Here is a 22704-nt window from a genome sequence, read left to right on the forward strand (position 1 = left end):
CCTCCGCCCCCTTCTTCCGACGGCGGACCGAGGGTGGCGGAGGCGTACGCGGAGGCATGCTGCGGTGGTGGTCTCGTCGCAGCCAACGGACTTTATCGTGCGCCCCGTTGATCCTCCTCGTCAGAGAGTCAGCGCCGCTCTGATCGTGGCCGTCATGCGGTCCGGGTGGCGGAAGACCTCGCCCGCCGTGAACCGCAGCACGCGGCGGACCTCCGGGCAGGACTGCAGCGCGTTGAAACGGGCCACGTCCCGTTCGTGGGCCCGGCGGGTGCCGTGGAAGGCGAAGCCCTCGACCTCCACCGCCAGGCCCTTCGCGCGGAACAGGAAGTCCGGGCGCAGGGGCGGCCCCGCCGCCGTCCGCAGCGTCGGCTGTGACTCCGGGAACAGGCCCGTGTCCCCTATCCGCAGCCTCGCCACCGTCTCCGCCGGTGAGCCCGACGCCGGCTCGGCGAGCCGCAGCCAGGACCGGGCGCGGGTCGCGCCCCGCCGGGGCGCCCTGAGTTCGGCGGCGAGTTCCTCGTACCGGACGAGTGCCTCGCGCCGCACGCCCTGGACCGCCCGCCGGGCGAGCGCCGAGTCCACCACCACCACCACCGCTTCCTCCCGGCTGCCCGCCGCCCGTATCAGGTCGCCGACCGTCCGCGCCGGGGTCGTGGTCCGCAGCCCCCGTCGCGTCGACCGGTCCCCGGCCGTCAGGAAGGCCGTGCCGTGTACGCGCATCCCGTCGTCGGCCGTCGAGCGGGTCGGGGCCGGGGCGGTGAACTCCAGGCGGTCCGTCCGCCCCGGCGCCCCCAGCCGCTCGATGCGGTGCAGCCGCGCCGCCGTCCCGTGGCTGCACACCCACTCCGGGCGCAGGAACTGGAGCGCCGTCGCCCGCACCCGCCAGTCCACCTCCTTCCCCGGGACCGCCCACGCGCCCCGGCAGATCCGCTGCCAGCCGTCCCTGCGCAGACGGCCGGCGAGGCGGCCCGGGGGCCAGCCCGCCGCGACCGCCCAGACCGTCAGGAGGACCCCGCCCCTGGCGAGGATCGCCAACTCGTACATACGCCCAACGATCCACGGAAGAGGGACACTTCGCACCCCCTGTGGAAAACCTCCCGAAAGCCGTCGTCAGGAAAGCGCAAAGGTGGGGGGACAGTTCCGCCGGGCAGGAGCATTCTGGACAGATGACGACGACGAGCGAGACGCCGGGCGGGACGCCGGGCGGGACGCCGAACGAGACGCCGAGTGTGCGGTTGGTCAGTGACCTCGTCACCCGGATCCCCGAGTTCCGGGACGTGTACGAGAACCACGTCTTCCATCAGGGCGGTGTGCAGCCGCACGTGTTCTTCTGGGACGTCGTCCAGGACACTGTGCGGTCCTTTCTCGGCGAGGCCCCGTGGGCTGCCGACTGGCGCCGCACCCTCGCCTTCCTGGAGGAGCAGAGCTGCCGTGGCGTGCTCGGCATCGACGAGGTCATCGTGACCTCCTTCCTCGGCGACCTGCCCTCCCCGCAGGAGCCCGGGCACGCCATCGTCCACCAGCTGGGTCCCGTCATGGCCGCGAGGTTCGTCCGTATAAGGTCCCTCGGCTGACCTGTGCGGCGGCGCCCGGCGGCGCGCCGGGATAATCGGGCGCATGTCCGTGCCCCGACCCAGCCTTCTCACCCGTCCCACCAGCGCCACCCATCCCACCGTCCTCGCCGTCGGCGGGTACGCCGCCGCCCGCCTCATCGGCCTCGCGGTCCTCGCGATCGCCTCCGCCGTCACCGGCGAGGACGGGCTGCACCGGCTCAAGGGCCGCTGGGACTCCGTCTGGTACGTGCGGATCGCCGAGAACGGATATGGGTACCAGGCCACCCTGCCGAACGGGGACGTTCACCCCGACCTGGCCTTCTTCCCGCTCTTCCCGGCCCTGGAGCGCGGCCTCTCCACCCTCCTCCCCCTCGACGCGGCCACCGCCGGGCTGCTCGTCTCCTGGACCGCCGGACTCGCCGCCGCCTGGGGCATCCACAAGTGCGGCGAGCACGCCTTCGGAGCGCGCGCCGGAGTGCTGCTCGCCGTTCTCTGGGGCGTGTACCCGACCGCCTTCGTCCAGTCGATGGCGTACACGGAGACCCTGTTCACCGCCCTCGCCGCCTGGTCGCTGTACGCGGTCCTGCGCGGGCGCTGGATCCTGGCCGGCGTCCTGTGCGCGGCCGCCGGGCTCACCCGGCCGACGGCCGTCGCCCTGATCGCCGCCCTCGGGATCACGGCGCTCGTCACACTCGTACGGGACAAGCGGCTGCCCCTGCGCACGGTGCTCGGGGTTCTGATCGCCCCGCTCGGCTGGCTCGCGTACATCGTGTACGTCGGTGTCCGCCAGGGCAGCGCGACCGCCTACTTCGAGGTCCAGGCCGCGTGGGGCAACTCCATCGACGGCGGCGTCGCCCTCGCCAGGTTCATCGCCGGCCTGCCGTGGCCCGCCGCCCTCGGCCTCTGCGCGGCGCTCGCGCTGCTCGGTTGGCTGGTCGTCCTCTGCGTACGGCAGCGGCAGCCGCTGCCCCTGCTCGTCTACACGATCGGCGTCGTGTTCGTCTCGCTCGTCGGCGCCGCGTACTTCGGCTCCCGGCCGCGTCTGATGATGCCGGCGTTCGGGCTGCTGCTCCCGCCCGCCGTGGCCCTCGCCCGGCTCCGTACCCGCACCGTCGTGCCGGTCCTCGCCGGACTCGCCCTCGCCTCCGCCCTGTACGGGGCCTTCACCCTGCTCGGTTCGGGCCCGCCGTGAGCCCGGAATCCGTCTCCACGCGCACGCGTACCCCCGGCCGCAGCCCCCACCCCTCCATCGCGCCCGCCTCCGCCTCCAGGACGTGCCGGCTACGTGGCCGGATCATGCCGAGGCGTCCCGGCCGCATCGTGACGACCGAGCGGACCGTGAGCGAGCCGTCCAGATAGGCCACGTCGATCGGGAACCGCATCCCGAAGGTGTGCACGCTGTTCGTCCGGACGATGAGCAACGCCCCCGCGATCCCGTCCCGCCCGAGCAGCCCCCGCCGTCGCGCCCGGTACGACGCCGCCACCTCCAGCGGCACCTCCCGGCCGGATTCCGTCGCCAGCGTCCCCGTACCGTCCGCCCATTTCCCCATGCGCCAGACCGTAGCGGCCCTCCGACCCTAGGGTCGGCTCCGTGTACGTCACCATGATCGCCCTCGCCGCCCTCTGGGGCGCCGCCGCCGGGCTGCTCGTGCCGCGTGCCGCGTACCGGCTCTCCGTGGCCCCCGAGGAGCCGTGGCGGGACCGCTGCCCCGCCGGGCACGCGCTCGCCGGGCCCGCGCGCGGGTGGCTCGGCGGCCCCGGACGGCGGGAGTGCGCGACGGCCGCGGGGCCGTTCGCCGCGCCCCTGCTCACCGCCCTCGCCTGTGCCGCGCTCGCCGCCGCCACCGGCGGGCCCCGGCCCGAGCTGGTGGTCTGGCTGGTCGGCGCGCCGTTCGCCGTTCTCCTCGCCAGTGTCGACGCGCGCGTGCACCGGCTTCCGGACGGGCTCACCCTGCCGCTCGCCGCCGCGGTGCCGCTGCTCCTCGGCGTCGCCGAGCTCCTCCCGTACGACGCGGGCTCCTGGCCGCACGCGGTGCTCGGCGCGCTCGCGCTCGGCGGCGCCTATCTGGTGCTGTTCCTGGTCAACCCGAGCGGTCTCGGCTTCGGGGACGTCAAGCTGGCGCTGCCGCTGGGCGCGGCCCTCGGGTGGTACGGCTGGGGTGTGCTCTTCGCCGGGGCGTTCGCGGGGTTCCTGCTCGGCGCGGTGTACGGCCTCGGGCTCGTCCTCCTGCGGCGGGCCGACCGCTCCTCGGCGATTCCGTTCGGCCCGTTCATGCTCGCGGGCGGGTTGGCCGGCCTGCTCCTCGGCGCGTTCACGGCCCTGCCCTGACCCTGCCCCGGCCCTGCCGGGAGGTGCTGCCCGGAGGCCCTGCCGGGAGGTGCCGGCGAGCCCCGCCCCGTCAACCGGGCCAGGCCCGGCCGGTCCCTCTTCGGAGGGACGGAACTCCGCCGCCACGCCGGGGCGCAAACCCGCCACCGGCCCCCACACCCCTTGTCCCGACCGGGATCCACCGAATTCAGCGAGGTTCGTTCGGCGAACGTGGCGCGCAAGACGACTATCGAAGGGTTATGGTGGAAACCCCCCCTCGGGCCGGTCCGTATCCCCCCCCCCACGGACCGGCCCGTTTTTTCTTGTCCGGGCTCCTCCGGGCTTCCCCGGGTCCCGTCAAAGGCTCGCCCTGGATTCCCCCCAGGCTCGCCCGTGGTCACTCCGGGAGCGTCAGCCCCGGCCGGCCCAGATGTTCGTGCCCTGGGTGTCGACGGCGAACGAGTCGATCTCCGCCAGCTCCTCCGAGGTCAGCGGCGCACCCGCCAGGGCCGCCACGTTCTCCTCCAGCTGGGCGACGCTGGACGCGCCGATCAGCGCCGAGGTCATCCGCTCGTCCCGCAGCACCCACGACAGCGCCAGCTGCGCCAGGGACTGCCCGCGCCGGCCCGCGATGTCCGCGAGGCCGTGAAGGCGCCGCATCACCTCGTCGGAGAGCAGGTTCGGGTCCAGGGACTTGCCCTGGGTGGCCCGCGAGCCCTCCGGGATGCCCTTCAGGTACTTGTTGGTGAGCAGCCCCTGTGCCAGCGGCACGAAGGAGATGCAGCCCATGCCGGCTTCCTCGAGGGTGTCGAGGAGGCCGTCGTCCTCGGTCCAGCGGTTGATCATCGAGTACGAGGGCTGGTGGATGAGGGCGGGGACGCCCATCTCCCGCAGGAGCCGCGCGGCCTCGGCGGTCTGCTCGCTGTTGTACGAGGAGACACCGACGTACAGGGCCTTGCCCTGCTGGACGGCGGAGGCCAGGGCCCCCATCGTCTCCTCCAGCGGGGTGTGCGGGTCGAAGCGGTGCGAGTAGAAGATGTCGACGTAGTCGAGGCCCATCCGGTTCAGGGAGGCGTCGAGCGAGGACAGCAGGTACTTGCGGGAGCCCCACTCGCCGTACGGGCCGGGGTGCATCTCGTAGCCGGCCTTGGTGGAGATGATCAGTTCGTCGCGGTAGGGCGCGAAGTCCTGGGCGAAGAGCTTGCCGAAGTTCAGCTCGGCGGAGCCGGGCGGCGGTCCGTAGTTGTTCGCCAGGTCGAAGTGGGTGACGCCGAGGTCGAAGGCGCGGCGCAGGATGGCGCGCTGGGTGTCCAGTGCGCGGTCGTCGCCGAAGTTGTGCCAGAGGCCGAGGGAGATCGCGGGGAGCTTGAGGCCGCTGCGGCCCGAGCGGCGGTACTCCATGGCGTCGTAGCGGTCCGCGGAGGCGCGGTACAGGGGGGAATCAGTCACGTATCTCTGCTTATCACGGACTTGTGACAGTCCCGGGCTGGGAGGCTGTCGCCCGTGCGCAGTAGTGTGGCGGCTTGCGGACCGCCGCTGCCGGGTGGACCGCCGCTGCATGGAGAGGTAAAGAACAGTGAACCTGCGCGACCTGGTGTACGGGCTCTACGCACGCCGGGTGGAAGGCCGCCTCGACCATGCCCAGGTGCCCAAGCACATCGGGGTCATCCTCGACGGGAACCGCCGCTGGGCCAAGGCCTCCGGCGGGACGCCCGAGCAGGGGCACAAGGCGGGCGCGGACAAGATCCAGGAGCTGCTCGGCTGGTGCGCCGAGACCGATGTCGAGGTCGTCACGCTCTGGATGCTCTCCACGGACAACCTGAACCGGCCCGAGGAACAGCTCGTCCCGCTGCTCGGCATCATCGAGAACGCCGTGCGGGCGCTCGCCGCCGACGGCCGCTGGCGGGTCAACCACGTCGGCACGATGGACCTGCTCCCCGCGCGCACGCAGTCGGTGCTCAAGGAGGCCGAGCAGGCCACCCACGACAACACGGGGATACTCGTGAACGTGGCCGTGGGCTACGGCGGCCGGCAGGAGATCGCGGACGCGGTCCGCTCGCTGCTCCTGGAGCACGCGGAGCGCGGGACGAGCTTCGAGGAGCTCGCCGAGATCGTCGACGTCGAGCACATCTCGGAGCACCTCTACACGCGCGGTCAGCCCGACCCGGACCTGGTGATCCGCACCAGCGGCGAGCAGCGGCTGTCCGGATTCATGCTGTGGCAGAGCGCCCATTCCGAGTACTACTTCTGTGAAGTGCACTGGCCGGCCTTCCGCAAGGTCGACTTCCTGCGGGCGCTGCGCGACTACGCCGCCCGGCACCGGCGTTACGGAACCTGAGCTCCACGGGCCCCTGAGGGGTCCGGGGACACCGATCGGAACCGATCACCTCGTGTTCATGAACACGTCGTCATATGCCATGGCATGGCAGCGCCTGATCGAGGGCATATCCCTGGTGAAGTGAGCGGCACGGAGACCGCCACCCGGGAGGCCCCTTGCACCAGGACGACCGTGCGGGACACGTACGGGAGAAGCGGAGGGCCGTGGTTCGGCCCGCGCATGGGGGCCTGAGCCCGGTCCCATTCCGCAGCGACACCGGTTCCGTCGCACCCCGACCTCACAGGGGTCTTCCGAGGGGGTCTGTCCTTCCGTGGTGACCAGCACGAAGCGCCGCCTTTCCGACCGGCGCACCTATGTTCTCGACACCAGCGTCCTGCTGGCCGACCCCAACGCCATGTCGCGCTTCGAGGAGCACGAGGTGGTGCTCCCGATCGTCGTCGTGACGGAGCTGGAGGCCAAGCGGCACCATCCCGAACTCGGGTACTTCGCCCGGCAGGCCCTGCGCCTCCTGGACGACTTCCGGGTCCGGTACGGGCGCCTGGACGCCCCGCTCCCCGTCGGGGAGCTGGGCGGCACCCTGCGTGTCGAACTCAACCATTCCGACCCCGGCGTACTGCCCGCCGGCTACAGGTTGGGGGACAACGACTCACGGATCCTCGCGGTCGCGCGGAACCTCCAGGCCGAGGGGTACGACGTCACGGTCGTCTCCAAGGACCTGCCGCTGCGCATCAAGGCCTCCTCCGTCGGACTCCTCGCCGAGGAGTACCGCGCCGAGCTCGCCATCACGGACGCCAACGGCTGGACCGGGATGTCCGAGCTCGCCCTCTCCGGCGAGCAGGTGGACCTGCTCTTCGAGCAGAACACGCTGCACGTGCCGGAGGCCGCCGAGCTTCCGGTCCACACCGGCCTGGTGCTCCAGTCCGAGCGCGGCAAGGCGCTCGGCCGGGTCACCGCCGAGGGGAACGTACGGCTGGTCAGGGGCGACCGGGAGGCGTTCGGCCTGCACGGCCGCAGCGCCGAGCAGCGGATCGCGCTCGATCTGCTCCTCGACCCGGACGTCGGCATCATCTCCATGGGCGGCCGGGCCGGCACCGGCAAGTCCGCGCTCGCGCTCTGCGCGGGCCTGGAGGCCGTCCTGGAGCGTCGTCAGCACCAGAAGGTGATGGTCTTCCGTCCGCTGTACGCGGTCGGCGGCCAGGAGCTCGGCTACCTGCCGGGCAGCGAGTCCGAGAAGATGAGCCCGTGGGCCCAGGCCGTCTTCGACACGCTGTCCTCGGTCGCGAGCCGCGAGGTGATCGAGGAGGTGCTCGGCCGCGGGATGCTGGAGGTCCTGCCGCTCACCCACATCCGGGGCCGTTCGCTCCACGACGCGTTCGTCATCGTGGACGAGGCCCAGTCCCTGGAGCGGAACGTCCTGTTGACCGTTCTGTCCCGTATCGGGGCGAATTCGCGGGTCGTTCTGACCCATGACGTCGCCCAGCGGGACAACCTCAGGGTCGGCCGGTACGACGGAGTCGTCGCCGTCGTCGAGAAACTGAAGGGGCATCCGCTCTTCGCCCACGTCACCCTCACCCGCTCCGAGCGCTCCCAGATCGCGGCGCTCGTGACGGAGATGCTGGAGGACGGTCAGATCTGACCCGTTTCGTACGCGTCCGTGCGTGTACGGAAGTTGGCGCCGCCCGGCAGAGCGCAGGAGCTTAGCCGGGCGGCGCCCCCATGTCCGCCCTATCTTCAAAAACACCTGCCCCCACCCAGGTGTGAGCTTTCACACGCAACGCAGAATTGCCTTGCGGTGTCGGCGTCCGGCAGAGTCTTGCTTCCGTCAGGCCCCGCATACGGCACCCGTGCACCTTCAGGCGCACAAGCACCACATAACTCCACAGCCGTTCGCCGTATGCCGCCCACAGCACCACGGGCCCGTGTCTTCTGTGACCGTGTACGTCGGAGACCAGCGCCAGGGGCACGATTTCGCCCGCGTGGTCACCTGTGCGGGCGTGCTGGAAGGAAACCGTGTGAGCCGGATCTCGGTCCGGGGATTCGCGGTGGCTTCGGCCACTGCGGTCACCACCGTCGGCGCCGTCATGGGCGTTGCGTCGGGTAACGCCGCTCAGTCCTCGGACGACAACTTCGAGGCCACCGCGGCCGACACGACGCTGCTCGCGGACATCCCCGTGGGCGAGCAGGCCCAGGTACAGGTCTCGTCCCTCTCGGAGCAGGCCGATGTCCAGGCCGCCGCTGCCGACTCGGTCGCGAAGAAGTCCGCGGAGGAGACGGCTCGTCTGCGTGCCGCCAAGGACGCCGAGGCCAAGAAGGAGGCCGCCGACGAGGCGGCCGCCAAGGCCGAGAAGGAGCGCAAGGAGGCGGAGGAGGAGCGCGCAAGCCGTTCCGCGATCCGCGACGCCGCGTCCTTCAGCGCGCAGAGCTCGTACTCCGTGTCCGAGGTCAAGGCGATCGCCCGCCAGATGGTCCCGGCCTCGCAGTTCCAGTGCTTCAGCAACATCGTGGACCACGAGTCCACCTGGAACTACCTGGCGGTCAACCAGGGTTCTGGCGCCTACGGTCTTGTCCAGGCCCTCCCGGGCAGCAAGATGGCCAGCGCCGGCGCCGACTGGCAGACCAACCCGGCCACCCAGATCAAGTGGGGCCTCAACTACATGAACAGCCGCTACGGCAGCCCGTGTGGCGCCTGGTCGTTCTGGCTGTCCCACCGCTGGTACTAGTACGGCGTGCTCAACCTCCGGGAGCCCCTCACCGTCCTACGGTGAGGGGCTTCTTGCGTGTAGTTTCGAAGGTCCACGGTCCCCGGGGGAACGGGGAGGGGAACGGTGGGGAAGAGCGAGCGGGGGAAAAGGAAAGCGATGTCGAGAGTGCCAGGGTGGCTGGGCCGGCTGGGCGAGAGCCTGAGCCGCATGGGTGAACGCCTCGACGAGCGCAGAGCCGAGGCGGAGCGCGAGGACCCGATCCACCCGCCGCCGTACGAGGCCCCGCCGGAGCGCCCGGTCGACGGCATCCCGGTCGACGGCACCCCGGTGGGCAAGGCCGTGCCCGCCCGCCCCGAGGTGGACCCGGACACCGCCGCACCCATCCCGGAGCAGGCCGCCGCCGCGGCCGACGAGCCGGGCCGCTCCGTCCCCGCGCCTCCCTCGTACGCACCGGCCGTCGCCGCCCGGCCCGACCCCGCCGCCGCCATCCCCTGGGGCATGCGGGTGGCCGCCGAGGCGAGTTGGCGCCTGCTCGTCTTCGCCGGCACGGTCTGGGTGCTCATGAAGGTGATCAGCTCCGTCCAGCTGGTCGTCCTCGCCTTCGTCGCCGCGCTCCTCGTCACCGCCCTGCTCCAGCCCACCGTGGCCATGCTGCGCAGGAAGGGCCTGCCGCGCGGGCTCGCCACCGCCGTCACCGCCGTCTCCGGCTTCGTCGTGATGGGCCTGGTCGGCTGGTTCGTGGTCTGGCAGGTGATGGACAACATCGACAACCTGACCGACCGCGTCAAGGACGGCATCGAGGAACTCAAGCAGGCCGCCCTCGACAGCCCGTTCCACGTGACCGAGCGCCAGATCAACGACATCGCGAAGAACCTCAGCGACACCATCGGCGCCAACGCCGAGCAGATCACCTCCGTCGGACTGCAGGGCGTCGCCGTGTTCGTCGAGGCGATGACCGGCATCCTGCTCGCCATGTTCTCGACCCTCTTCCTGCTGTACGACGGGAAGAAGGTCTGGGAGTGGACGCTCAAGCTCGTCCCCGCCCAGGCCCGGCCCGGCGTCGCCGGCGCGGGACCGCGCGCCTGGCGCACCCTCACCGCCTATGTGCGGGGCACCGTGCTCGTCGCCCTCATCGACGCGGTCTTCATCGGCCTCGGACTGTGGTTCCTCGAAGTGCCGATGGCCGTACCGCTCGCCGTCTTCATCTTCCTCTTCGCGTTCATCCCGCTGGTCGGCGCGGTCGTCTCCGGCGCCCTCGCGGTCGTCGTCGCCCTCGTCACCAACGGGCCGTTCACCGCCCTGATGGTGCTGGTCGTCGTCCTCGCCGTACAGCAGATCGAAGGCCATGTCCTGCAGCCGTTCATCCTCGGTCGCGCCGTACGGGTCCACCCGCTGGCCGTCGTCCTCGCGGTCGCGGCCGGCGGTCTGACCGCCGGCATCGGCGGCGCCGTGGTCGCGGTCCCGCTGGTCGCCGTCCTCAACACGGTCGTCGGCTACCTCCGGGCGTACAGCACGGAACAGGCGCTGCGCAGCGCGCCGGAGCCGCGCGGGGCGACCGCGTTCGAGGTGGCGCCGACCCCGGCCCCGGGCACGCTCGCGGCCAAGGGGGAGACCGAGTGATATCGGAGCCGGAGTTCGACGGGGGCACGGCCTTCGAGACCGCCGAGGTACTGACCGAGGAGCAGGCCCCGGGCCCGCGCCCGCCCCGGCCCCGCCGCCCGTGGCTCTGGGCCCTGGGCGGCGCGGTGGTGGCGTCGGCGGTGTGGGGCGGGGGGCTCTACGCGTACCAGCGGGGGGAGGAGCCGGGGCCGGACCTGCAGGGGTACCAGTCCGTGGAGGACCTCTGCCAGAGGGTCGAGCTGGGGGCGCTCACCACGATCCTGGGCAAGCGGTCCACGGACATCTCGGGTGAACGGACCGCCGATCCGGCGCTGGAGGTGCAGCACTGCCCGGTGCTCTTCGGTTCGCCAGAGTCCGGCTACAGCGGGGGCGTCGAGTACACGCGGCACCTGGTGACCGACCCGGGGCCCGAGTTCGACGCACGGGCCAAGCGGCTCGACATGAAGCCGTACGAAGGGCTGGGGGAGAAGGCCTACCTGCGGACCGACGAGGACTCCGGGGCGCAGCTCCTGGTGCTCGACGGGCAGGTGGAGATCGAGATCAACTTCAGCTCGATGTCCAGCTGGAACGAGGACACGGGCGAGGTCGTCCGGGAAACCCGACCGATCGACCTCTCAGGGATCGAGATCCCGCTCGCCCAGGACATGCTGGCCCTCATGGCCGCGCTCAAGAAGTGACCGCCCGGACATGACGGAAGGGCCCCGGGGCGTGCAGCCCCGGGGCCCTTGTCGTACGGCTCTGCCTACTCGGCGGAGGCGAGGACCGCTTCCGCGTCGAGGGTGACGCCGACCGCCTGGATCACCGCGGCGATCTTGACGGCCTCCTGGATCGTGGCGCGGTCGACACCGGCCTGGCGCAGGACCTGCTCGTGCGAGTCCAGGCACTGGCCGCAGCCGTTGATCGCGGACACCGCCAGCGACCACAGCTCGAAGTCGACCTTCTCGACGCCCGGGTTGCCGATGACGTTCATCCGCAGACCGGCGCGCATCGTCCCGTACTCGGGGTCCGACAGCAGGTGCCGGGTCCGGTAGAAGACGTTGTTCATCGCCATGATCGCGGCGGCGGACTTGGCCGCCTGGTACGCCTCGGGCTTCAGGTTGGCCTGGGCCTCGGGCTCCAGCTCCTTGAGGACCTTCGGCGAGCGCGAGGCGATCGCGCAGGCGAGGACGGTGCCCCAGAGCTGCTGCTGCGGCAGCTCGCTGTTGCCGATGACCGAACCGAGGTTCAGCTTCAGGTCCTTGGCGAAGTCCGGTATGGCGGACTTCAGTTCGTCGAGGGCCATGTCAGATCACTCGCCCGACAGGAGCGCGGCGGCGTCGAGGGTGCCCTCGCCCTTGTTCCAGTTGCACGGGCACAGCTCGTCGGTCTGCAGGGCGTCGAGCACCCGCAGGACCTCCTTGGGGTTACGGCCGACGGAGCCGGCGGTCACCATGGTGAACTGGATCTCGTTGTTCGGGTCCACGATGAAGACGGCACGCTGGGCGAAGCCGTCCTCGCCGCGCACGCCGCAGTCGCTCATGAGCTCGTGCTTGGAGTCGGCCAGCATCGGGAAGGGCAGGTCACGCAGGTCGGCGTGGTCCTTGCGCCAGGCGTGGTGCACGAACTCGGAGTCGCCGGAGACGCCGAGGATCTGGGCGTCGCGGTCCGCGAACTCGTCGTTCAGCTTGCCGAACGCGGCGATCTCGGTGGGGCAGACGAAGGTGAAGTCCTTCGGCCAGAAGAACACCACGCGCCACTTGCCCTCGTAGGCCTTGTGGTCGATCTGCTCGAACTCCTTGCCGCTCTCCAGCGACACGCAGGCGGTCAGGTCGTAGGTGGGGAACTTGTCACCGACAGTGAGCACGCGCTCTCCTTGCAAACGGGAAGGGTCCCTTTTGGGGTCTTCCGTGGGGGTTGGACGTGTTCACAGCATGGCACGGAGTGCATTGATCAGTGAAATAGCTAGAGTGGGTCGTGTTGATCGAAGGTGGTTATCAGTGGCGTCCCCGTACAGTTCCCCGCACGGCCCGAACCGAGGCAAGCAGCCGAGCCTCTCGCAGCTCAGAGCGTTCGCAGCAGTCGCCGAGCATCTGCACTTCCGCGATGCGGCGGCGGCCATCGGCATGAGCCAGCCCGCACTCTCGGGCGCGGTTTCGGCACTCGAAGAGGCACTCGGTGTCCAGCTCCTTGAGCGTACGACGAGAAAGGTGCTGCTCTCGCCCGCGGGGGAGCGGCTCGCGGTACGCGCGCGTGCCGTCCTCGACGCGGTGTCGGAGCTGATGGAGGAGGTGGAGGCGGTCCAGGCCCCGTTCACCGGGGTGCTGCGGCTCGGTGTGATCCCGACCGTCGCCCCCTACCTGCTGCCGACGGTGCTGCGCCTGGTCCACCGGCGCTACCCGGACCTCGACCTCCAGGTCCACGAGGAGCAGACCTCCTCCCTCCTGGAGGGGCTCACGGGCGGCCGGCTCGACCTGCTGCTGCTCGCCGTGCCGCTCGGTGTGCCCGGCGTCACCGAACTCCCCCTCTTCGACGAGGACTTCGTCCTGGTCACCCCCCAGGGGCATCCGCTGGCCGGCCGGGACGACATTCCGCGCGAGGCCCTCAAGGAGCTGCGGCTGCTGCTCCTCGACGAGGGCCACTGCCTGCGCGACCAAGCCCTCGACATCTGCCGGGAGGCCGGGCGCACGGACGGCGCCGAGGTCACCACCACCGCGGCGGGGCTCGCCACCCTGGTCCAGCTGGTGGCGGGCGGTCTCGGGGTGACCCTGCTGCCGCGTACGGCCGTCACGGTCGAGACCGCCCGGAACAACGCCCTGTGGACCGGGCTCTTCGTCGAGCCGGCGCCCTCCCGGCGGATCGCCCTGGCGATGCGGACGGGCGCGGCCCGGCACGCCGAGTTCCAGGAACTGGCGGAAGCGCTGCGGGACGCGATGAAGGGGCTGCCGGTACGGGTTCTGGGGGCGGGTTCCTGAAACCCCCCGGTGTCAGGAACCCACCCCCACCCGCTCGTACGTGCGCCCGGAGGGTTACTCGGTGCGCAGCCCGTCCGCCCGCATCAGCCGCCACAGCAGCGGCATGCTCAACAGCGTCACCGTCGCGATCAGCGCGAGCCCGATCCCGGTGACCGGAAGGAAGACCCACCAGTCCTGGACCTTCTGCTCGGTCATCCGCAGCAGGACCACGCCGAGGCCGAGTCCGCCCGCCACGGCCAGGCCGAGCCCGAGGAGCATCGGCACCGCCGTCTGCCACAGCACCGACCAGCTCAGGGTGGAGCGCCGGGTGCCGAAGGCGACGAGCGAGGAGAGCAGCCGCTTGCGGTCCCTGAGCTGCTCCAGGGTGGTCACCAGGAGCGAGGCCGCCACCAGCAGCATCGTCAGGGTGGAGCCGACCAGGATGCCGGTGCGGACGCTGCTGAACTGGGCGTCCCACTCGGTGTTCTCGAGCGTGCGGACCCAGGACGTCGGATCGATGTCCGCCGCCGTGTTCCGGGCGTGCTCGGGGCCGTCGGGTACGGCCGGGTCGAACCGGAGCATCGCCTCCGCCTCGGGTGTGTCGAGCCGGTCGGCATCGATCGCCCCGCGGGTGGCGAGGATCCCGTACTCGTACATGCCGGTCGGGTCCGGGCGCGAGTCCACGACCCGGGTGCCGACGGGGATGCGCCACTGGGGCCGCGGCCCCTTCTCGCGGGCCCCGGGGGCGCCTTCCAGAGGGTGCGGGTCGCGCAGGTCGACCGTCACGCCCGGCCGTGCGGTCCTGGTGACCCAGTCGTCGGGCGGTGCGCCCTGCGCGCCGTGCGCGAGGAAGATGAAGACGTCGCCGTCGCGGCAGGACGGCAGCGTGGCGAACTCGCCGAGGGAGGCGCAGTCGCCGACCCGGATCGTGGCCGTCGGCGCGAAGTCCTCGCCCTGCTTCAGGGCTCCCGGCCGCCACACCTGCGACTTGACCGAGCCGATGACATGGCTGACGCCCTCGGTGCGCTCGAAGCGGGCGATCATCGCGCGGGCCTCGTCGCCGTCCTTCGCGTTGGCGCCGACGGCGATCAGGGCGCGGGTCGTGTCCTGGCCCGTGTCCTGCATGAATTCGGTCTCCATCGCCTGGAAGAGCATCTGGAGAGCGATCGCCCCGGTCGCCGCGACCACGATGCCGCTGACCGCGCGGGCCGCCGTGCCGCTGCTCAGCTGGAGTCGGCGGACCGCGAGTTGCCAGGCCACGGGGCCGCCGCGGAGCCGCTTCACGGTGGCCTCGACGAGCCAGGGCAGCAGGGTGGTGAGGGCGATGAGGGCGAGCGCGGTGCCGCCGGCGATCTGCGGGGTGTCGATCCGGGTCTGGGTCACTTCGATCCCGCCGATCGCGGGGGCGAGCAGCGCGACCCCGGCGGCCAGGAGCAGCAGCCGCCACCACAGCCGACGGTGGCGCGGGGTGGAGGTCCTGACGACCCCGAGCGGTTCGATCGCCACCCCGCGCAGTGCGAAGAGGGTGACGACGACGGAGGCGACCGGCACCGTGACGAGGGCGACCGCGGCGAGCACGGGCATCGGTACGACGTCGGAGGGAAAGGCGTTGACGTCCCAGATGGTGAAGGACCCGGCGAGTTCGCGTACGACGGCGAAGAGTCCGAGGCCGACCACGATGCCGAGCAGCGCCCCCGCTAGGGATTCGCCGGCCGCGATCCGCCGGGTCATGGCGGTGTCGGCGCCGACGAGCCGGAGCGCGGCGAGTCGCCGGTCGCGCTGTTCGCCGCCGAAGCGGACGGCGGTCGCGATGAAGACGAGGACCGGGAGGAGCAGGACGACGCACCCGACGACGGCGAGGAAGATCAGGAACGCGTTCATCGGTTCCTCGGGCACCGACCAGCCGTAGCGCAGACCGCGCCCGTCGTAGTTGTCGGAGTCGAGGAAGTCGACGTGGGCGACGTACCGCAGCTCGGCGGGGCCGATGAGTCCGTCCGGACCGATCGTCCCGGCGACCTTGTAGGGGAGCCGCTCCTTGAGGAGGGCGCCGCCGGGGGAGTCGAGCAGTTCGCCGAGCGCGGGGGAGACCAGCATCTCGCCGTTCGCGGGGAACGCCGTCGCGCCCGGCGGGACGGTGGGCCTGTCGCCCTCCGGCTGCAGCAGGGTGCCGCTGATGACTTCGTCCCGGAAGACCGTGTTCCGTCCGAGGTGGAGGAAGGACTCGGGCCGGGGCGAGTTGATCTGCTCGCTGCTGTCGACGCTGCGGAGGGACTCCCGTACCTCCCGCTGGAAGAGCATGTTCGGCAGGGCGGCGGCGAGCAGCAGCAGGGTCACCCCGATGCCGACGCCGGTCGCGGTCAGGAGGGTGCGGAATCGGCCGGACCGGCCGCCGGTGACCGCGAACCGGGCGCCGAGCGCCAGGTCGCGGGCCCAGGTGCGGAGCGTCATGCCACCCACTCCGCGTCCCGTACGGCTCCGTCGCGCACGACGATCTCGCGGTCCGAGTAGGCGGCGACGCGGGCCTCGTGGGTGACGAGGACGACGGCGGCGCCGGTGTCCCGGGAGGCGTCGGTGAGCAGCCGCATGACCCGTTCGCCGTTGAGGGAGTCGAGTGCGCCGGTCGGTTCGTCGGCGAAGATCACCCGCGGGGCGGTGACGAGCGCGCGGGCGACGGCGACCCGCTGGCCCTGGCCGCCGGATATCTCGCCGGGGCGCTTGGCCGCGGTGTCGTCGACCTCCAGACGGGCCATCCACTCGATGGCCTTCGCCTCCGCGGCCTTCCGCTTCTCGCCGTTGAGGCGGAGCGGGAGGGCCACGTTCTCGACGCAGGTCAGCTCGGGGACGAGCTGGCCGAACTGGAAGACGAAGCCGAAGTCGGTACGGCGCAGGGCGCTGCGCGCGGTGTCGGAGAGCGCGGTGAGTTCGCGTCCGTCGTAGGTGATGGTGCCCGCGTCGGGGCGCACGATTCCGGCCAGGCAGTGCAGCAGGGTCGACTTGCCGGAGCCGGAGGGGCCCATGACGGCGACGACCTCGCCGCTCCGGAGCGAGAAGGTGGCGCCGGCGAGCGCCGGGGTCGGTCCGTAGGCCTTGTCGAGTCCGGTGGCCGTGAGGAGCGGGGTGGAGCTCATCGGCTGATCTCCTCGGCGAGTCGGTCGAGGCGGGCGGCGGTCAGTTCCAGCCAGCGCAGGTCCGCCTCCAGGTGGAAGAGGGCGTGGTCGCAGATGAGCTGGTCGGCGAGGTCGCCGTCCTTCTTGCGCCGGGTGAGTTCCCGCATGAGGCGGAGGTGCTCGGCGCGCTGGGTGTCGAGGAGCTCGGCGGCGCCGCGGCCGGTGAGCAGGGCCAGGACGACCTTGGTGTAGAGCGTGGACTGGAGGTACGGCTCCGGCTTCTCGGGCGTGGTGAGCCACTGGGCGACATCGGTGATGCCGGCCTCGGTGATGGCGTACCGCTTCCGCTCCGGGCCGCCGCCCGCCTCGATGCCGTCGACGACGACGAGGCCGTTCTTCAGGAGCCGGGACATGGTCGAGTAGACCTGGCCGTAGTGCAGAGGCCGGTCGTGGCCGAACTTCTCGTCGAAGGCGCGCTTGAGGTCGTAGCCGTGGCGCGGGCCGGACTCCAGGAGTCCCAGCAAGGTGTGACCGATGGACATACGAGCCACTGTACACGGTGTGTATACCTGCGATGTATAGCCACTTCTGTTAACCGGAAGCGTGCCCTCACGCAACCATCGGCCTCTCCCGGACGTCGGTTCCTCTGGGCATGGGTGCTGATTCTCACGTCCGGAAAAGGCGTGATCGGTTGTCCTTTGTCTGCATCGTCGGTGTTAGCTGGCTAGCTGAGCCGATCCGGCGCGGACGGGACACGGGCCGGGGCACGCCGGGACACACGACGAGCGGAGCGACAGGACACATGGGCCGACCGGACAAGAGCAAGGCGAAGAAACGCGGCCTGCGCCGCTTCTTCTCCTGGCGGAAGCTCCTGGGCACTTTCTTCGTGTGCTGCCTGCTCGCCATGGGCGCCCTGTACATCGTGTACGTCATGGTCCCGGTGCCGACGGCCAATGCCGAGGCCACCATGCAGAGCAACATCTACAAGTACTCCAACGGCAAGATCCTCGCCCGCACCGGCAAGATCAACCGCGAGATCGTCGGCCTGGAGAAGATCCCCGTGAAGGTCCAGAAGGCGTTCGTCGCCGCGGAGAACAAGACCTTCTACAAGGACAACGGCGTCGACATCAAGGGCACCACCCGCGCCGCCTGGTCCACCGTCACCGGCAAGGGCAAGCAGGGTGGCTCGACCATCACCCAGCAGTACGTCAAGAACTTCTACCTGAGCCAGGACCAGACGGCGACGCGCAAGCTCAAGGAAATGGTCATCGCCATCAAGGTCGACCAGCAGATGAGCAAGAGCGACATCCTCGCCGGCTACATGAACACCAGCTACTACGGCCGCAGCGCCTACGGCATACAGGCCGCCGCCCGCGCGTACTACGGCGTCGACGCCACCAAGCTCACCACCGCGCAGGGCGCCTACCTCGCCTCGCTGCTCCAGGCGCCCAACCAGTACGACTGGACCTCCGCGAACGCCACCGGCCGCAAGCTCGTCGAGGAGCGCTGGAACTACGTCCTCGACAACATGGTCGGCGAGGGCTGGCTCCCCGCGGACGAGCGCGCCGCCCTGAAGTTCCCCGTCCCGCAGAAGCCCAAGCCCGCCCCCGGCATGGAGGGCCAGACCGGATACATCGTCGAGGCCGCCAACCAGGAGCTGATGCGCGAAGGCGTCAGCGAGGAGGACATCAAGGCCGGCGGCTGGACGATCACCCTCAACATCGACGAGAAGCGGCAGAAGGACCTCGTCAAGGCCGTCGACCGGCAGCTGGAGGACAAGCTCGACCGCAAGGGCGACAAGAAGCAGGCCACGGTCCAGGCCGGCGCCACCTCCGTCGACCCGAAGACCGGCGCGGTCGTCGCCATGTACGGCGGCGTCGGCGCCACCGAGCACTGGATGTCCAACGCCACCCGCCGCGACTACCAGCCCGCCTCCACCTTCAAGCCGATCGTCCTCGCCTCCGCCCTGGACAACCACGCGGTCACCCAGGACGGACGGGACATCGGCCTCGGCACGATCTACGACGGCACCAGCAAGCGCGAGGTCGTCGGCAGCGACATCGAGTTCCATCCCGAGAACGAGGACGACGAAAGCTACGGCCCCGTCACCGTCCAGAAGGCCACCAACAGCTCCATCAACTCCGTCTACGCCCAGATGATCGTGGACGTCGGCACCGACAAGGCCAAGAGGACCGCCCTCGCCCTCGGCATGAAGGACGGCGCCGACTTCGGCGAGACCCCCGCCATGTCCCTCGGCACCATGGGTGCCTCCACCCTGGACATGGCCGGCGTCTACGCCACGCTCGACAACCACGGCAAGAAGGTCAACCCGACGCTCGTGAAGGGCGCCACGCACCGGGACCGTACGGTCTCCACCGCCAAGGCGAACGGCGCGCAGGTCATCAGCCGCGAGGCCGCCGACACCGTCACCCAGGCCATGACCGGCGTCGTGCAGAACGGCTCCGGCTTCCGTGCCGCCGGTGAGTACGAGGCCGCCGGCAAGACCGGCACCTCCGAGAACAACCGTTCCGCCTGGTTCGTGGGCTACACCCCCGAACTCGTCACCGCCGTCGGCCTCTTCGGCGAGGACGCCAAGGGCAACCAGGTCACCCTCACCGACACCATCAACCCGGGCCGCGCCAACGGTGGCCGTACGCCGGCCCTGATCTGGGGCGACTACACCAGCGGCGCACTCGACGGCGGCTCCGACGCCTCCTTCGACCTGGAGACCGACAGCTCGGCCACTCTCCTCCCGGACCCGACGCCCACCCGGACCACCGAGGCGCCCGAGGAACCGACCGACGAGCCGACGACCAGTTCCCCGGACCCGACGGCCCCGCCGACCACGCCGGCCACCACACCGCCGGTGACGCGCGACCCGGTCACCACGCCGCCGTCGCCCACCACCGAGCCGCCCGTGACCGACGAGCCGTCCCCGCCGCCGTCGATCGAGCCGCCGGACCCGGACAACACGGGCACCGGACCCGACCCCGACACCACCGACCGCCCACAGCGGTAGGGATACCAGAAGGGCCGGACCCCACAGGGGTCCGGCCCTTCTCGTCACCTGTGACTAGTTCGGGGTGGCCAGCTCGAACCAGACCACCTTGCCGCCCGAAAGCCGGGTCGCCCCCCACCGCCTCGCCAGCCGGTTCACCAGGAAGAGACCGCGCCCGCCCTCGTCGGTGTCGCGCGCCCGCCGCTGCCGGGGCAGCTGCGGCGAGTCGTCGCCGACCTCGCAGCGCAGCACGTCCGTCCGCAGCAACCGCAGGGTCACCGGCCGCTCCGCGTACCGCACGGCGTTCGTCACGACCTCGCTGATGAGCAGCTCGACCGAGTCCGTCAGCTCCTCCAGGTCCCAGCGGGCGAGCGCCCGCCGGGCGAGCCGCCGGGCCCGGCCCGGGGCCGCGTCCTCCGGCTCCAGGAACCAGTACGCCACGTCGCTCGGCGCGATGCCGTCGAACCGGGCCGCGAGCAGCGCGATGTCGTCGTCCCGGTCGCCGGGCCCCAGCATGTCGAGGATGTCGTCGCAGAGCGCCTCAAGGGGCGGCGGGTGGTCCGGGCCGGTCAGCTGCGCGGTCGCCGCCAGGCGCTCCCGCAGCTGCTCGATGCCGGTCCACACGTCCCGCAGCCGGGACTCGACCAGACCGTCCGTGTAGAGCAGCAGCGTGGCGCCGGCCGGGGCGTCCAGCTCGACCGCCTCGAAGTCCACACCGCCCACGCCGATCGGGGCGCCCGGCGGCACCCGCAGCACCTCGGCGCGGCCGCCCAGGTGGAGGAGTATCGGCGGCGGATGGCCGGCGTTGGCCACCGTGATCCGGTGCGAGACCGGGTCGTACACCGCGTACATGCAGGTCGCCATCCGGTTCTCGCCGAGCCGCTGTGCCTGCTCGTCGAGATGGTGCAGGACCTCCTGCGGCGGCAGGTCGAGCCCGGCCAGGGTCTGCGCGGTCGTCCGCAGCTGGCCCATGATCGCCGCCGAGGTCATCGAGTGGCCCATGACGTCGCCGACGACCAGCGCGACCCGGCTGCCGGGCAGCGGGATCGCGTCGTACCAGTCACCGCCCACCCGGGCCGTCTCGGCCGCCGGCAGATAGCGCGAGGCGAGCTTGACGCCGGTCGGCTGCGGCAGCGAGTCCGGCAGCATCGTCCGCTGCAGCTCGTCCGCGATGTACGCCTCACGGCCGTAGAGCACGGCCTTGTCGATGCCGAGCGCGGTGTGGGTGGCCAACTGCGCCGCGACGAGCAGGTCGTTCGGCTCGAAGCCCGCCCGCTCGGGGCGACGCAGGAACACGGCGGCGCCGATCACCCGGCGCCGGCCGCGCAGCGGCGCGAGGACGGCACGCAGCCCGCCGGGCAGCGGATGGTCGGGGCCGAGGAGTTCGGTCAGCGCGGTCTTGGCGGCCGCGGAGTCGCCGAAGACCGGCCGCACCCCACGCAGCACCTCGGCCAGTGCTCCACCGGACCGCACCTCGCAGAGTTCGGCCGCGGGGGTCGGATCCGGATCGGGTACGAGGACGAGCTCCTCGCCCTCCACATCGCTTAACCGGAGCCGGTCCGTACGGCGCAGCCGCAGCACGAACGGCGCCACCGGCCGCTCGTCGCCCACCGGCAGCGGGTCGCGGAGATAGACCAGGATCTCGTCGGAGAAGGTCGGCACGGTCGCCCGGCACAGACCGAGCACGATCTCGTCCAGGTCGATGCCGCGCGCGATGCGCCGGGTCGCCGCCCCGACGAACCGGAGCCGCTCGCCCTCGCGCCGCGCGGAGGTGTCCCCGCCACGCCCCCCGCCCGGGGGCTGCGCGGACACGGCGACGGCCATCGCACCGGGGCCGCCGGGGGCGGTCGTCGGTGGCGGGGGCGCGGGTGCGTCCTTCGTCGCGGGGGCCGCGGCGGCCGCCGGGCCCGCGGGTCCGCCCGGTTGGGCGGGCACGTCGGAAGGCAGGCCGGCCGCTGCCTCCTGGCGAGGGCGCGCGCGTTCCTGCGACCGGGCAGCCAGGGGCTGCCGGCCTTCGTGGGAGGTGGGATGCTCCGTCACGCGTGGGATTCCGTCCGTCCGGGCCGGTGGTGCGATGCACTCGCTCTTCTCGCCGATGCCGCGCCTTCGGCGGGGATAAACCCCTTGTGGGCGGCGGATGTGAAGGCTCCGCGGGCCGCGGCACCAGCAGGGGTGGGAACACCCGGGCAGACGTCCGGCACTGCTCTCCCCCTCGTGGATGACTTCTGGTCAGGTCCTGCGCTGCGTTCGGTCGTTGACGTGCTGCTCGGTCGGTCTGACGCGCCGTTCGGTCCGCCTCTGCCGTGCGGAGGACGATCCTACGTTTGAACCCCGGGGGCGCATCAAGGGTCTCACGGTGCCGTGTGCGCCGGAGTGCGGTCCCAGTCGGCCGGCAGCTCCGGAACCCGCCATGCCGGATCGGGCCGCCAGTTCTCCCAGCCGTCCGCGAACGGCGCCCCCCACGCCTTGATCCGGTCCACCGCCCGCCGCCCGGCCTCACGCACGCGTGCGGCCTGTTCCGGACCCATCAGACCGGACCGCTGCGCCTGCGCGAACTCGTCCTCGTCCCGCCACAGCCAGCTTTGGTCGGGGTAGACGGAGATGTCGAGGAAATGGTCCTCGGAGTCGAAGCCGCCGGACCACCGGACCCGCGGCTCCTCCAGATTCACGTACCAGCTGCGGAAACGCCAGCCGCGCTCCCAGAACAGCCACACCGACCACGGGTCGCCGGGGCGCGCCAGCTTCAGGACCCCGCTGCCGGACCACCGCGCGCGTTCCGTGGTGCGCGGGGCGGTGTAGCGGGTGGCGAGCGGTTCCTCGTGCACGGGTGTGCCGTCGGCGAGCACGGGTCGCACGCACTCCGTGCCGGGCGCCATCCAGACCGCGAGGAGATCCGGCGTGTCCTGGACGACCGTCACCGGTCGGCAGATGTGCACGTCTCCGGTGCCGTTGCCGCGGTAGCGCCAGAGGATGTGCTCCCCCGGCGCCCAATGCTGAGAGCCGCCCGATCCTGTCATGCGCAGATCTTAGGGGCGCGCTCCCACGACCGCAGCGGTACGGATCACGGATGAGTCATGCGCGGGATCACGGACGAGTCATCCGCGGGATCCCGGATCGGCGCGGCGCGGGATCCCGGACGAGTACGGCG

20 protein-coding genes are annotated in these 22704 nt (G+C 71.4%); 10 read left to right on the top strand and 10 right to left on the bottom strand.

The genetic code is table 11. From position 1 onward, the window contains the following. Positions 1-120 precede the first annotated feature (120 nt). Positions 121-1044 carry a hypothetical protein gene (locus OG514_RS18540; RefSeq protein WP_266896084.1) on the bottom strand — a complete coding sequence of 308 codons (924 nt, stop codon included), beginning with the start codon at positions 1042-1044 and terminating at the stop codon, positions 121-123. 122 nt (positions 1045-1166) lie between these two features. On the opposite strand from OG514_RS18540, the gene OG514_RS18545 reads away from it, so the two are divergent. Next, the gene (locus OG514_RS18545; protein WP_266896086.1) at positions 1167-1574 is read left to right on the top strand and encodes a hypothetical protein; all 408 of its coding nucleotides are present in this window, start codon (positions 1167-1169) and stop codon (positions 1572-1574) included. 43 nt (positions 1575-1617) lie between these two features. Then, positions 1618-2745 (top strand): glycosyltransferase family 39 protein, encoded by a 1128-nt coding sequence (locus tag OG514_RS18550; protein WP_266896088.1) that lies wholly within the window; start codon positions 1618-1620, stop codon positions 2743-2745. On the opposite strand, the gene OG514_RS18555 is transcribed toward OG514_RS18550, so the two are convergent. Then, entirely contained in the window at positions 2717-3103 is a 387-nt protein-coding gene (locus OG514_RS18555; protein WP_266896090.1) for a DUF192 domain-containing protein, read from the bottom strand. The genes OG514_RS18550 and OG514_RS18555 overlap by 29 nt on opposite strands. A gap of 41 nt (positions 3104-3144) precedes the next feature. On the opposite strand from OG514_RS18555, the gene OG514_RS18560 reads away from it, so the two are divergent. Beyond that, positions 3145-3882 (top strand): A24 family peptidase, encoded by a 738-nt coding sequence (locus OG514_RS18560; protein ID WP_266896092.1) that lies wholly within the window; start codon positions 3145-3147, stop codon positions 3880-3882. Positions 3883-4272: 390 nt separating this feature from the next. On the opposite strand, the gene mgrA is transcribed toward OG514_RS18560, so the two are convergent. Further along, entirely contained in the window at positions 4273-5310 is a 1038-nt protein-coding gene (gene mgrA, locus OG514_RS18565; RefSeq protein WP_266896094.1) for an L-glyceraldehyde 3-phosphate reductase, read from the bottom strand. 127 nt (positions 5311-5437) lie between these two features. Between mgrA and OG514_RS18570 the strand changes: the two genes are divergently transcribed. The 5 genes from OG514_RS18570 (at position 5438) to OG514_RS18590 (ending at position 11198) form a co-directional block, all read left to right on the top strand. Continuing rightward, complete coding sequence (locus OG514_RS18570) at positions 5438-6199, top strand: isoprenyl transferase (protein ID WP_030320536.1); 762 nt, start codon at positions 5438-5440, stop codon at positions 6197-6199. 310 nt (positions 6200-6509) lie between these two features. Further along, positions 6510-7835, top strand: coding sequence for a PhoH family protein (locus OG514_RS18575; protein ID WP_266896098.1), 1326 nt, complete (start codon positions 6510-6512; stop codon positions 7833-7835). Positions 7836-8211: 376 nt separating this feature from the next. Then, positions 8212-8919, top strand: a complete 708-nt coding sequence (locus OG514_RS18580; protein ID WP_266896100.1) for a transglycosylase SLT domain-containing protein — start codon at positions 8212-8214, stop codon at positions 8917-8919. Between the two features lie 138 nt (positions 8920-9057). Then, positions 9058-10521 (top strand): AI-2E family transporter, encoded by a 1464-nt coding sequence (locus OG514_RS18585; RefSeq protein WP_266896102.1) that lies wholly within the window; start codon positions 9058-9060, stop codon positions 10519-10521. Continuing rightward, positions 10518-11198: a hypothetical protein gene (locus OG514_RS18590; protein WP_266896104.1), complete on the top strand. Its 681-nt coding sequence runs from the start codon at positions 10518-10520 to the stop codon at positions 11196-11198. Before OG514_RS18585 ends, OG514_RS18590 begins: the two co-directional genes overlap by 4 nt. Before the next feature lie 65 nt (positions 11199-11263). Here the strand turns inward: OG514_RS18590 and OG514_RS18595 are convergent, their stop codons facing one another. Together OG514_RS18595 and OG514_RS18600 are read right to left on the bottom strand one after the other, a co-directional pair. Then, positions 11264-11803 carry an alkyl hydroperoxide reductase gene (locus OG514_RS18595; RefSeq protein WP_015035886.1) on the bottom strand — a complete coding sequence of 180 codons (540 nt, stop codon included), beginning with the start codon at positions 11801-11803 and terminating at the stop codon, positions 11264-11266. A 6-nt stretch (positions 11804-11809) separates the two neighbouring features. Next, positions 11810-12364 carry a peroxiredoxin gene (locus OG514_RS18600; protein WP_024758658.1) on the bottom strand — a complete coding sequence of 185 codons (555 nt, stop codon included), beginning with the start codon at positions 12362-12364 and terminating at the stop codon, positions 11810-11812. Between the two features lie 133 nt (positions 12365-12497). Here OG514_RS18600 and OG514_RS18605 point away from each other — a divergent pair, with 133 nt between their 5' ends. After that, positions 12498-13472: a LysR substrate-binding domain-containing protein gene (locus OG514_RS18605; RefSeq protein ID WP_266896109.1), complete on the top strand. Its 975-nt coding sequence runs from the start codon at positions 12498-12500 to the stop codon at positions 13470-13472. Between the two features lie 54 nt (positions 13473-13526). On the opposite strand, the gene OG514_RS18610 is transcribed toward OG514_RS18605, so the two are convergent. From OG514_RS18610 to OG514_RS18620, 3 genes are read right to left on the bottom strand one after another with little or no spacing between them, the layout of a single operon-like run. Next, positions 13527-15899: an FtsX-like permease family protein gene (locus OG514_RS18610; protein ID WP_266896111.1), complete on the bottom strand. Its 2373-nt coding sequence runs from the start codon at positions 15897-15899 to the stop codon at positions 13527-13529. Further along, positions 15896-16579, bottom strand: a complete 684-nt coding sequence (locus tag OG514_RS18615) for an ABC transporter ATP-binding protein (RefSeq protein ID WP_266896113.1) — start codon at positions 16577-16579, stop codon at positions 15896-15898. Before OG514_RS18615 ends, OG514_RS18610 begins: the two co-directional genes overlap by 4 nt. Continuing rightward, on the bottom strand, positions 16576-17100 hold the full coding sequence (locus OG514_RS18620; protein ID WP_266896115.1) for a PadR family transcriptional regulator: 525 nt from the start codon (positions 17098-17100) through the stop codon (positions 16576-16578). Before OG514_RS18620 ends, OG514_RS18615 begins: the two co-directional genes overlap by 4 nt. A 260-nt stretch (positions 17101-17360) precedes the next feature. Between OG514_RS18620 and OG514_RS18625 the strand changes: the two genes are divergently transcribed. Continuing rightward, positions 17361-19577, top strand: a complete 2217-nt coding sequence (locus tag OG514_RS18625) for a transglycosylase domain-containing protein (protein WP_266896117.1) — start codon at positions 17361-17363, stop codon at positions 19575-19577. Positions 19578-19631: 54 nt separating this feature from the next. Here the strand turns inward: OG514_RS18625 and OG514_RS18630 are convergent, their stop codons facing one another. After that, positions 19632-21596, bottom strand: a complete 1965-nt coding sequence (locus OG514_RS18630; protein WP_266896119.1) for an ATP-binding SpoIIE family protein phosphatase — start codon at positions 21594-21596, stop codon at positions 19632-19634. Between the two features lie 311 nt (positions 21597-21907). After that, a complete protein-coding gene (locus OG514_RS18635) occupies positions 21908-22573 on the bottom strand; it encodes a DUF402 domain-containing protein (RefSeq protein ID WP_266896121.1) in 666 nt (221 codons plus the stop codon). Positions 22574-22704: the final 131 nt, after the last annotated feature.

Source organism: Streptomyces sp. NBC_00572 (assembly GCF_026341815.1).
In the GTDB taxonomy this organism is placed as follows: domain Bacteria; phylum Actinomycetota; class Actinomycetes; order Streptomycetales; family Streptomycetaceae; genus Streptomyces.